Source organism: Streptomyces sp. SID5910 (assembly GCF_009862125.1).
GTDB lineage: Bacteria > Actinomycetota > Actinomycetes > Streptomycetales > Streptomycetaceae > Streptomyces.
The window spans coordinates 1-11,223 of sequence record NZ_WWHX01000056.1 but is presented as its reverse complement, the minus strand read 5'-3'; the positions used below and the strand labels follow the sequence as shown (position 1 = coordinate 11,223).

Here is an 11,223-nt window from a genome sequence, read left to right as displayed (position 1 = left end):
CCGCCCCGGAACCCGCGGTCCCCCGCTTCCCCCTGATCGTCCTGGCCCTCACCCTGGCCGGATTCGCCGTGTCCTCCCCCGCCGGCCTGGACCCCGCCTGGGCGGCACTGGCCGGGGTCCTGGTGCTCGGCGCACGGGCGCTGCACCGGCGGCACGTCACCCCCCGGGAGCTGGTGGGCGCCGCCGCCCCGCTGTTCTGCCTGTTCGTGCTGGCGCTGGGCATCGTGGTGCAGGGCGTGGTGGCGGGCGGCCTGGCCACGGGACTGCGGCACCTGCTGCCCGACGGCCAGTCCCTCGCGGCGCTGCTGGGCGTGGCGACGGTCGCCGCGGTGCTGGCCAACGTCATCAACAATCTGCCGGCCGTGCTGGCGCTGCTCCCCCTGACCGCGCCCGCCGGCCCGGGTCCCGTCCTCGCCGTGCTGATCGGCGTGAACCTGGGCCCGAACCTGACCTACGTCGGCTCGCTCGCCACGCTGCTGTGGCGGCGGGTCCTGCACCGGCACGGCGTCGAGGCGGACCTCGGCCGGTTCACCCGGCTGGGCCTGCTCACCGTCCCGGCCACGCTGGCGGTCTCGACGGTCGCGCTGTGGGCCATGCTGCGCCTCGTCGGCACGTGACACCGCCCATGGTCCCCGTGCCCGCCCTCACCACGCCCCGCCGCTGAGGGTGGGCCGCCGTACGGCCTCGGCGGCGTCCCGCAGATGCAGGGCGACGGTGATCAGGGCGCGCAGGGCGGAGGGCCGCAGGCTCTGGGCGCTCTCGGCGGCCAGCACCAGCAGGCAGCCGGCGGCCTGCTCGACCACCGGGACGGAGAACGCGAAGTCGTCGCCGTCGGCACCGCGGAACGCGCGCCAGGGGGTCGCGGCGCCGTCGATGGCCTTCTGGACCGCGTGCTCGAGGTGCTGTGCGGCCTGTTCGCACACGGGGGCCGGCAGGACGATGGTGCGGTGGAACGCTGAACTGGTCATAGTCCCACTGCTCCCCCGCTCCCGGGGTCTTCCCTCGGCGCCGTGGGCGTTTTTCACCGGGTCGGCGGCGCCCCGGCCGTACTCTGACCGCCATGTCAGCCACACCCCCGCCCTCACCGTCCCCCTCGCCCTCGTCCGTCGCCGCCCGGCTCACCGGCCGGACGGTCACCGCCGAGCGCCGGCTGTCCGGGACGCTCGCCGAAGTGGCCCTCGACGACGGCCGCACGGTGATGGTCAAACGCGGGGAGGGCACCGGCGCGGCGCGGGCGGAGGCCGCGGGCCTGCGCTGGCTGGCCGGCGCGGGCGCCGTCCGGATCCCTCAGGTGCACGGCGACGACGCGGACTGGCTGGTCACCGACCGGGTCGAGCAGGGACCGCCGAGCGAGGAGGCGGCGGCCGGGTTCGGCCGGGAGCTGGCGGCCCTGCACGCCGCCGGGGCGCCCGCGTTCGGCTCCCCGCCGCCCGGCGGGCCCGTGGAGGCGTACATCGGCCTCGCCCCGATGCGCAACGTCACGGGGGACGACTGGCCGAGGTGGTACGCCGAGCACCGGGTGCTGCCGTATCTGCGCAGCGCGGTCGACGCGGGCACCGTGGGTGCCGCGGAGGCGGCCGACGTGGAGCGGGTGTGCGAGCGGCTGCCGGAGCTGGCCGGGCCCGCCGAGCCGCCGGCGCGTCTGCACGGCGACCTGTGGAACGGCAATGTGCTGTGGGGCGCCGACGGGCACGTCCGGCTGATCGATCCGGCGGCGCACGGCGGGCACCGGGAGACCGACCTGGCGATGCTGCGCCTGTTCGGCTGCCCGCTCCTGGAGCGGATCATGGACGGCTACGGGCAGGCGGCGCCGCTCGCCGACGGCTGGGCCGCCCGCGTCGGTGTGCACCAGCTGTTCCCGCTGCTGGTGCACGCCGTGCTGTTCGGGCGCGGCTACGCCGAGCAGGCCGTGGCCGCGGCGCGGGCCGCCCTGGCCGGCTGAGAGGCGGGGCGGCCCGTGCGCTGAGGGGGCGCGTCGTCAGCGGGCGTCAGCGGGTCACGACGTGCCGTTCGTTCGGGACGCAGTGGGTCATGGTCAGGCCCTCCACGTCGCGCGGCGGGTTCTTGCCGAGGTTGGCCAGGCGCTCGCGGTCCTCGTCGGTGAGGTCCTGGCTCGCGAGCGGCTCCAGGTGCCGGACGTCCTGCGGGCTGATCCCGAGGCCCTCGCCGACCCTGAGGCCGAGGTCGTTCTCGACCATCAGGAAGTGCCACACCATGCGCTCCTGCACCGGCCGGTCGCACTGGGAGAGGAGGTCGACGAAGTTCGCCACGAGGTCGTCGCGCTCCCACTCCTCCAGCAGCAGATAGCGCTGTCCGGCCTGGAGGTAGTCGTTGGTGCGCGGGATCCGCTGGCGGGTGAGCCGCCCGTGGATCTCCGGGCCCTGCTCGTCGTGCGTCGGGTACTGGGCCTCGCGCAGGCCGCCGGTGATCGACGGTTCGTAGTTGACGATCGGGTTCTCGCCGCCGCCGTCGACGTGGTACGTCATCTGCCCGTCGCGCTGGTTGGTGCGCACCTGCGCGTGCTTCGCCTGGTTCACGGGCAGCTGGAGGTAGTTGGGGCCGACCCGGTGGCGCTGGGTGTCGCTGTAGGAGAATGTGCGGCCGACGAGCATCTTGTCGTCGGAGAAGTCCAGGCCGTCGACGAGGACACCGGTGCCGAAGGAGATCTGCTCGTTCTCGGCGAAGTAGTTCTCGGGCATCCGGTCGAGCACCATCCGGCCGACCGGCTTCGCCGGGAACTCCTGCTCGGGCCAGGTCTTGGTGTCGTCGAGCGGGTCGAAGTCGAGCTCCGGGTGGTCGTTGTCGTCCATCATCTGGACGAGCAGTTCCCACTCGGGGTGGTCGCCGCGCGTGACGGCGTCGTAGAGGTCCTTGGTGGCGTGGCCGAGGTCCTTGGCCTGGACGTTGGCCGCGTCCTCCTCGGTCATGCTGCGCACGCCCTGCTTGGGCATCCAGTGGTACTTGACGAGCTTGGTCTCGCCCGCCGCGTTGACCCACTTGTAGGTGTTGACGCCGAAGCCCTGCTGGTGGCGGTAGTCCGCCGGGATGCCGCGGGGGCTGAACAGGTTGACCAGCATGTGCATGCACTCCGGCGTCTGCGACATGAAGTCGAAGATGCGCCGGGGCTGCTGCGTGAAGGTCACCGGGTCCGGCTTGAGGGCGTGGATGACGTCGGGGAACTTGATCGCGTCGCGGATGAAGAAGACGGCCAGGTTGTTGCCGACGAGATCCCAGTTGCCGTCCTCGGTGTAGAACTTGACGGCGAAGCCGCGGGGGTCGCGGGCGGTCTCCGCGGAGTCGCGTCCGCCGATGACGGTGGAGAAGCGGACGGCGACGTCGGTGCGCTTGCCGCGCTCCTGGAACAGCTTGGCCCGGGTGAAGCGGTCGACGGGCTCGTCGCCCCAGGCGCCGTAGGCCTCGAAGTACCCGTAGGCGGTCACGCCGCGGGCGTGCACGACGCGCTCGGGGATGCGCTCCCGGTCGAAGTGGCTGATCTTCTCCAGGAACTGGTAGTTCTCCAGCGTGGCGGGCCCGCGGGCGCCGACCGTGCGCTGGTTCTGGTTGTCGTAGACGGGGTGTCCCTGCCGGTTGGTGAGCACCTTCCGGTCGTCGCCCGGCGCGGGACCCTGGCTCGATACGTCCGTCATGTCTCGTGGGCTCCTTCGACTCGTGGCCGCCGTCGGACGCGGCCCTGAGCTGCGAGGCGGCTGTCGGCCGCGCACATGGGCGGCCCGGGTACCCGGGCGCGTGCTGTCCGTCACACCCCAGTTTGCGCAGCTTCGGCGGCGGTGTCGTGCGGGCCGGTGCGACAGGGCGAGGGCCCGGTCACCGTCGTGTCGTGGGGGTGTCCGGGCCCCGGAGGCGGCGGGTGCGGCGTCAGCCGTCGCTCAGGCGGGCGCGCAGCAGCCCCTTGCCCAGTTCGGCTCCCTTGCGGCTGTCCGCCTGCGCCTTGCGGAACAGCTCCGCGACCTCGGTGTCCTTGTTGCGCTCGGCGTCCTGGATGTACGTCTCCAGGCGCAGCGCGTTGCTCAGGCACGACTCGACGTACCAGATGAGGTTGTAGTCCTTGTCCTGCGTACCGGTCACACCACCGGTCTCCGTACCGCCGGCCATGGGGGGCCTCCTCTGCGAGGTGTTCGTTCCGGGATCCGGGGCCGGGTACCCGGGCCGCGCGGGGGCACACGGCGCCGCCCGGACCGCGCCACCGGCCCGGCATCAAGCCCGCTCCGACCGGGCACCGCCCCCGCCACCCCCATGATGTCCCACTGGGTCACATGTCCCGCTGGGACATTTCCGGGTGTACGCTCGGAGGCATGAAGGCAGCGAAGTCCCCCACCGCCCCCGAGGACCGGCGGCAGCGCAAGGCGCGGCGGACCCGCGACGCGCTGGCCACCGCCGCCTGCGACCTGCTCCTGGAGCAGGGGCCGGCGGGGACCACGGTGGAGGCCATCGCCGAGCGGGCGGACGTCACGCGCCGCACGTTCAGCCGGCACTTCGCCGGCAAGGAGGACGCCGCACTCGACTTCGTCCGCCGCGACGGCGACCGCATCAACGCACTGCTGCGCCTGCGTCCGGCCGACGAGCCGCCCCTGGTCGCCTATCGCCGGGCGGTGCGCGACTGGCTGGCCGACCGGGACGACCCGGCCTGGCACGTGCGTCCCCAGATGCGCCGGCTGCTGTCCCTGGTGGACAGCGAGCCCGACCTGTTCGCCGCCTACCAGCGCATCCGCGTCGACGCCCAGGAGGAGTCGATCCGGATCGTCGCAGGCCGGCTCGGCACCGACGACGCCCGGGACGTGCGCCCGGCCGCGATCGTCGACGCCGCCGCCGGAGTCCTCGTCGCCGCCCTGCGCCTGTGGGCGCGCGGCACCGGCGAGGACCCGGGAGCCCGGGACCTCGCCGCCCTGGTGGAGCGGGCCTACGACGCCCTGACCTCGGAGGCCGCGGCCGCGGTCCCCGCCGGCACCACAGAAGACTGAGAGCACCATGAGCACCACCGGCACCACCCCCGCCACGGACACCACCACCCCCGCCGCCACCGGCCACACCGCCGAGTTCGCCGGCCGTACCGCCCTCGTCACCGGCGCCGCCTCCGGCATCGGCCTGGCCACCGCCCGCCGCCTGGGCGCGGCCGGCGCCGCGGTCGTCATCGCCGACCACAACGCCGAGGGCGCCGAGAAGGCCGCCGCCGAGCTGACGGCGGATGGCATCCGCGCGGCCGCCGTCACCCTGGACGTGACCCGCCCGGAGTCCGTCGAGGCGGCCGTCCGCTTCACCGTCGACACCTTCGGCGGCCTGGACCTCGCCGTGAACAACGCCGGCATCGGCGGCCCGAGCGCCCCGACCGGCGAGTACGACATCGAGGCCTACCAGCGCGTCGTGCGCACCAACCTCGACGGCGTCTTCTACTCGATGCGCTACGAACTTCCCGCCCTGCGGGCCGCGGGCCGGGGCGGCGCCATCGTCAACGTCGCCTCCATCCTCGGCTCCGTCGGCTTCGCCGGCTCCCCCGCCTACGTCGCCGCCAAGCACGGCGTGGTCGGGCTGACCAAGGCGGCCGCCGCCGAGTACGCCGCCGAGGGCATCCGCGTCAACGCGGTCGGTCCCGGCTTCATCGACACGCCGCTGCTGAAGTCCATGGACGAGGCCGCCTACAACGGCCTGGTCGCGCTGCACCCGGCCGGCCGCCTCGGGCGCTCCGAGGAGGTCGCCGAGCTGATCGCCTTCCTGCTGTCGGACCGGGCGTCGTTCGTCGCCGGCAGCTACCACCTGGTGGACGGCGCCTACACCGCCGTCTGATCCGGGCGGCGCACGGGGGAGATCACAGGGGGACATCTCAGGGGGACGTCACGGGGGCAGAACGAAGGAGTCCGATCATGAAGGCATTGCAGTACCGCACCATCGGGGCCCCGCCCGAGGTGGTCACCGTCCCCGACCCCGAGCCCGGCCCCGGCCAGGTGCTGCTGAAGGTCACCGCCGCCGGGGTGTGCCACTCCGACATCGCGGTGATGAGCTGGCCCGCCGAGGGCTTCCCGTACGACCTGCCGCTCACCCTCGGCCACGAGGGCGTCGGCACGGTCGCGGCGCTGGGCGCCGGGGTGACGGGTGTCGCGGAGGGCGACGAGGTCGCCGTGTACGGCCCCTGGGGCTGCGGCACCTGCGCCAAGTGCGCGGAGGGCAAGGAGAACTACTGCCTGCGCGCCGACGAGCTGGGCATCCGTCCGCCGGGCCTCGGCCGTCCGGGCTCGATGGCCGAGTACCTGCTGATCGACGACCCGCGTCACCTGGTCCCGCTGGACGGGCTCGACCCGGTCGCGGCGGTGCCGCTGACGGACGCCGGGCTGACGCCGTACCACGCGATCAAGCGGTCGCTGCCCAAGCTCGTGCCCGGCTCGACGGCGGTGGTCATCGGCGCCGGCGGTCTCGGCCACGTCGCGATCCAGCTGCTGCGCGCCCTGACGTCCGCCCGGGTCGTCGCCCTCGACGTCAGCGAGGACAAGCTGCGCCTGGCCCGTGAGGTGGGCGCGCACGAGGCGGTGCTGTCCGACGCGAAGGCGGCGGACGCGGTGCGCGAGATCACCGGCGGTCTCGGCGCCGAGGCTGTGTTCGACTTCGTCGGGGTGGCGCCCACCGTGAAGACCGCGGGGGCCGTCGCGGCGGTCGAGGGCGACGTCACGCTGGTCGGCATCGGCGGCGGGTCGCTTCCCGTCGGATTCGGGATGCTGCCCTTCGAGGTGTCGGTCAACGCGCCCTACTGGGGCAGCCGCAGCGAGCTGATCGAGGTGCTGAACCTGGCCCGTTCGGGTGCCGTGTCGGTGCACACCGAGACGTACTCCCTGGACGACGCCCCGCTCGCCTACGAGCGGCTGCACTCGGGCCTGGTCGACGGGCGCGCGGTGATCCTCCCGCACGGCTGACCGGACCCGCCGCCCGCCCGGCCCTCGCCCGGTACCGGGGAACGGCAGCAGGGGGCGCGACCGGTCCCCCGTTCCGGTCGTGCCCCCGCGGCCCGTCGAACGTACGTGGACGGATGGCCGGTTGTGAATCGTCCCGATGCCCGCTGCCGGGCCCGGAGGACTCACCCGTGCACAGGTGAGTCCGGATGGCCCGGTTTCGTCCCGTGCAGGTCCGGCCGGTCGAGGTCTCCCAGGGCCAGGTGGGCCAGTACCACTTCGTACAGATCGCTGCCGGCGGCGAGCAGCTGACGCTCCAGGACGGGTTCCGCGCTGCGGACGTGCTCCCGCACGGTCTGGGCGTGGACGCCGAGCCGCCGGGCGGCCCGCTCGGCGTTGCCGCCGGCGGCGATCCAGGTGCGCAGCGTGCGGCGCACGTTCCGCGCGTCCGGATCCAGCCGTCCGAGCAGGTCACCGGCCCAGGTGTGCAGCGCGGGCCCGGCCAGCAGGTCGGTGAGGCAGGCACGGCCGGGCCCGGTCGCGTTCTTCTCGGCGTCCGCCGCGAGAGCGGCCTGGGCGTTCAGGGCGAGGTGGACGGTGGCGCGCACGGTCAGGTCGGCGAAGTCGGTGCGCAGCAGGCCCTCGACGCGGTCCATGCGGGCGCGGACCGTGTTGCGGCTGACGCCGAGGACCTTGGCCGTGTTGACGGCGGTGAACTCCAGGCCGAGCCGGGTGGTGGCGAGCAGTTCGGCGCGGGTGTGGTGCGGCAGGCCGTCGAGGGGGCGCAGGACGCGGGCCGTCCAGTCCCCCAGGGCGGCCGGGTCCATCAGGCGCTCGGGGCGGGTCCGCTCGGCGTACACGGCCGCCTTCCCGGGCCGGAAGCGGGCCACGGCCAGCGCGCTGACGGCCTGCCCGTACGCGACGGCGGTGCGGGCGAGGCTCTGCCGGGCGCTGCCGCCGAGGAAGACGCCGTCGGTGCGGCCGACGAGCGACCGCAGCGCCTCGCCGGTCGCGTCGCGGGGGGTGAGGACGATGACGTGCCCGTCCATGGCGGGGCAGCGCACCACCAGGGCCCGTTCCCCCGTGGCCGACAGGCACTCCTCGGCGAGGCGGTCGCGTTGCTCGGGGAAGCTCTCCATGACGTAGACGCACGCGGTGTCGGTGTCGAGGAGGCCGGGCCAGAGGCCGGCGGCCACGCGGCGCGCGGAGACGGTGTCCTCGACCATCAGCAGTTGCAGGATGGCGAGGCGCAGGTCGGAGGTGGCCCGTCGCAGCCGCTGTCCGGCGGCGGCGGACTCGTGTTCCGCCAGCAGGAGTTCCACGACCTGGGCGGTGTGGGTGACGATGTCGGCGGCCCGCCGGTCGAACGGGACGTCGCGGGTGACCGCGAGGACGGCGGCGGGTGCCGGGTGGGCGCGCTCCACCCGGACCAGGCGCAGATGGCGGCCGCAGTCCTCCAGGGCGGCGGAGGCGATGCGGCCGGCGGTGATGTCCGCGATCAGGTGGCCGTCCAGCGGGGTGCGGGTCCCGGCCAGGAGGCCGCCGGTGCCGTCCTGGAGCGTGACGGTCGCGTCCACGGCCCGGGCGAGCCAGGCCACGACCCTGCGTACGTCGCGTCCGGCCGGCCGCAGGTGGTCGAGCAGTTCCTCCGCCCATCCCGGGGGCCCGCCGGCCCTCGCGTTCCGCTGCCGTGTCCCGTCCTCGCGGCCCGCCACGTCCGCCGTCTCCTCGTCGTCGACTCGTCTTCGCCCAGTTCAGCGACGTTACCGCATGCCCGCCCGCGGCGCGGTGCGTGCGGGCGGCGACCGGGCCTGCTCGGTCCGGGCCCGCGGGCGGCATAAGCTCGGTGAATGGCGAAGTACTTCGACGTGCACCCCGACAACCCCCAGCCGCGCAGCATCGCCCAGATCGCCGACAGTGTCCGCGCGGGCGCGCTGATCGCGTACCCGACGGACTCCTGTTACGCGCTGGGCTGCCGGCTGGGCAGCCGCGACGGGACCGACCGCATCCGGTCGATCCGGCACCTGGACAACCGGCACCACTTCACCCTGGTGTGCCAGGACTTCGCGCAGCTCGGCCAGTTCGTACAGATCGACAACGACGTGTTCCGGGCGATCAAGGCGTCGACCCCGGGCAGTTACACCTTCATCCTGCCCGCGACGAGGGAGGTGCCGCGCATGCTCCAGCACCCGAAGAAGAAGACGGTCGGCGTGCGCATCCCCGACCACGTCGTCACGCAGGCGCTGCTGGCCGAGCTGGGTGAGCCGCTGCTGTCCAGCACCCTCCTGCTGCCCGACGAGGAGGAGCCGATGACGCAGGGCTGGGAGATCAAGGACCGGCTCGACCACGTGGTGGACGCGGTGATCGACTCCGGTGAGTGCGGCACCGAGCCGACCACGGTCGTCGACTTCTCCGGCGGGGAGGCGGAGATCGTGCGCCGGGGCGCCGGCGACCCGGCGCGGTTCGAGTAGCGCCCACACCGTCCGCCCGGCCCCGAGAACACGAGAATCCGAGAACCCCGGAGAGAGGCGAGCCACCCATGACCGCCGTGGAGACAGCCGACGTCGGCATTCCCACCGACGACGGCACCGCAGACGCCTACCTGGCCCACCCGGCCGACGGGGGACCGCACCCCGCGGTCCTGCTGTACATGGACGCCTTCGGTCTGCGCCCGTCCCTGCGCGCCATGGCGGACCGGCTGGCCGGCGCCGGGTACACCGTCCTGGTGCCCAACGTGTTCTACCGCAGCGGGCGGGCGCCCGTCGTGGAACTCCCCGAGTTCATCGACCCCGAGGCGCGTCCGGAGATCTTCCGGCGGCTCGGTCCGGTCATGAAGTCGCTCACCCCCGACCGGGCGGTGCGGGACGCGGGCGCCTACCTGGGGTGGCTGGCCCGGGCTCCGGAGGCGGCCGACGGTCCGGTGGCGCTCGTCGGCTACTGCATGGGCGCCGGGCTCGCCCTGCGCGCCACCGGCACCTTCCCGGACCGGGTTGCCGCGGTGGCCGGATTCCACGGCGGGAACCTGGCGACGGAGGACCCGCACAGTCCGCACCTGGTGGCCGGGAGCATGACCGCCGAGGCCTATTTCGCCCACGCGGACCACGACCCGGGCATGCCCGCCGCGCAGCAGGAGCGCCTGGAAGCGGCCCTGACCGAGGCGGGCGTGCCCCATCGGTGCGAGGTCTACACGGGAGCGCAGCACGGCTACACCCAGGCCGACACCTCCGCCTACGACGAGGAGGCGGCGGAGCGCCACTGGGACGCGCTGCTCGACCTGCTGAAGCGGACGTTCTGACCCGGGCGCCCGAAAAGGCCCGCCCGGGACCGGACTTGGCGGGCCCGCCCCCGTCCGGCCCCTCGACCGGGCGTTGTTACCGTGCCCGGGTGTCCAACTCCTCACGTGATTCCGCCGAAGGCGCCGGCTGGGGCTCCGCCGAGCCCGGCGCCTACCGGGCGCTGATGCCGCAGCGCACCGAGAAGCTGTCCTGGCTGGACCCGAGAACGCTGTGGGCCGCCCGCAACGGCGTACTGGCCTCCCTGTTCGGCGATCCCACGGGCCGTACCCGCGGCCGGTGGGTCGCTCAGCGGGCCGCCGCCGGGGCACCGGCCGACAAGGTCGTGCGGCGCGACGACCCGGACCGGTTCTCGTTCCTGGTCATCGGTGACACCGGAGAGGGCGACGACCCCCAGTACGCGGTCGTGCCGGGGCTGTTGAAGGAGGGCGGGGACACCCGGTTCGCCGTCCTCGCCAGCGACGTGATCTACCCGGTGGGCAGCGCCGACGACTACGGCACCAAGTTCTTCCGCCCGTACCGCGACTACCCGGCGCCGATCTACGCGATACCCGGCAACCACGACTGGTACGAGGACCTCGGCGGCTTCATGCGGGTCTTCTGCGACGACGCCCCGCCGCTGCCGCCCGAGCCCGCCCCACGCCCCCTCACCCGGGCGTGGCTGCGGTCCCGGCTGTGGCACCGGGCCCGCCCGGACGACGGCCGGCAGCTGGACGAGGCCCGCAAGCTGCGCTCCGCGCCCGGCCAGCAGGCCGTCCAGCCCGGCCCGTACTGGGCGATCGACGCCGGCCCGGTGCGGATCGTCGGCATCGACACGGGGCTGCTGGGCACCCTCGACGCCGAACAGGGCGCGTGGCTGCGCGAGGTGTCCCGGGGACCGCGCCCGAAGATCCTCGTCACCGGGTCTCCCCTGTACGTGGACGGCGAGCACCACCCGTGCGCCATCGAGGGCGGCGGCACCGTCGACGCCATCGTCCGCGACCCCGCGCACCGCTACGTCGCGGCGATCGGCGGCGACATCCACAACTACCAGCGCA

Annotated in this window: 12 protein-coding genes; 8 read left to right on the top strand and 4 right to left on the bottom strand. The window is 74.0% G+C overall.

Annotated features, from left to right (window positions below):
• Nucleotides 1-617 (top strand): ArsB/NhaD family transporter (locus GTW67_RS01985; protein WP_272920450.1); only part of this gene is annotated, 617 nt, incomplete at its 5' end.
• Between the two features lie 27 nt (nt 618-644).
• Here GTW67_RS01985 and GTW67_RS01980 read toward each other — a convergent pair.
• Entirely contained in the window at nt 645-968 is a 324-nt protein-coding gene (locus GTW67_RS01980; RefSeq protein WP_161163051.1) for a hypothetical protein, read from the bottom strand.
• A 92-nt stretch (nt 969-1,060) separates the two neighbouring features.
• Here GTW67_RS01980 and GTW67_RS01975 point away from each other — a divergent pair, with 92 nt between their 5' ends.
• Entirely contained in the window at nt 1,061-1,942 is an 882-nt protein-coding gene (locus GTW67_RS01975) for a fructosamine kinase family protein (protein WP_161163050.1), read from the top strand.
• A 46-nt stretch (nt 1,943-1,988) separates the two neighbouring features.
• Here the strand turns inward: GTW67_RS01975 and GTW67_RS01970 are convergent, their stop codons facing one another.
• On the bottom strand, nt 1,989-3,647 hold the full coding sequence (locus GTW67_RS01970) for a catalase (RefSeq protein ID WP_161163049.1): 1,659 nt from the start codon (nt 3,645-3,647) through the stop codon (nt 1,989-1,991).
• A gap of 229 nt (nt 3,648-3,876) precedes the next feature.
• The gene (locus GTW67_RS01965; RefSeq protein WP_161163048.1) at nt 3,877-4,113 is read right to left on the bottom strand and encodes a hypothetical protein; all 237 of its coding nucleotides are present in this window, start codon (nt 4,111-4,113) and stop codon (nt 3,877-3,879) included.
• A 200-nt stretch (nt 4,114-4,313) separates the two neighbouring features.
• On the opposite strand from GTW67_RS01965, the gene GTW67_RS01960 reads away from it, so the two are divergent.
• The 3 genes from GTW67_RS01960 to GTW67_RS01950 all read left to right on the top strand — a co-directional run bounded on the left by GTW67_RS01960 (nt 4,314) and on the right by GTW67_RS01950 (nt 6,917).
• On the top strand, nt 4,314-4,979 hold the full coding sequence (locus GTW67_RS01960) for a TetR/AcrR family transcriptional regulator (protein WP_161163047.1): 666 nt from the start codon (nt 4,314-4,316) through the stop codon (nt 4,977-4,979).
• Nucleotides 4,980-4,986: 7 nt separating this feature from the next.
• Nucleotides 4,987-5,799: an SDR family NAD(P)-dependent oxidoreductase gene (locus GTW67_RS01955; protein WP_161163046.1), complete on the top strand. Its 813-nt coding sequence runs from the start codon at nt 4,987-4,989 to the stop codon at nt 5,797-5,799.
• A gap of 77 nt (nt 5,800-5,876) precedes the next feature.
• On the top strand, nt 5,877-6,917 hold the full coding sequence (locus GTW67_RS01950; RefSeq protein ID WP_161163045.1) for an NAD(P)-dependent alcohol dehydrogenase: 1,041 nt from the start codon (nt 5,877-5,879) through the stop codon (nt 6,915-6,917).
• Between the two features lie 161 nt (nt 6,918-7,078).
• On the opposite strand, the gene GTW67_RS01945 is transcribed toward GTW67_RS01950, so the two are convergent.
• The gene (locus GTW67_RS01945) at nt 7,079-8,608 is read right to left on the bottom strand and encodes a helix-turn-helix domain-containing protein (RefSeq protein WP_161163044.1); all 1,530 of its coding nucleotides are present in this window, start codon (nt 8,606-8,608) and stop codon (nt 7,079-7,081) included.
• Between the two features lie 135 nt (nt 8,609-8,743).
• Here GTW67_RS01945 and GTW67_RS01940 point away from each other — a divergent pair, with 135 nt between their 5' ends.
• The 3 genes from GTW67_RS01940 to GTW67_RS01930 form a co-directional block, all read left to right on the top strand.
• Nucleotides 8,744-9,364, top strand: coding sequence for an L-threonylcarbamoyladenylate synthase (locus tag GTW67_RS01940; RefSeq protein WP_161163043.1), 621 nt, complete (start codon nt 8,744-8,746; stop codon nt 9,362-9,364).
• A 68-nt stretch (nt 9,365-9,432) separates the two neighbouring features.
• Entirely contained in the window at nt 9,433-10,188 is a 756-nt protein-coding gene (locus tag GTW67_RS01935; RefSeq protein ID WP_161163042.1) for a dienelactone hydrolase family protein, read from the top strand.
• A gap of 89 nt (nt 10,189-10,277) precedes the next feature.
• A partial coding sequence (locus tag GTW67_RS01930) for a metallophosphoesterase family protein (protein ID WP_346010535.1) occupies nt 10,278-11,223 on the top strand: 946 nt, incomplete at its 3' end.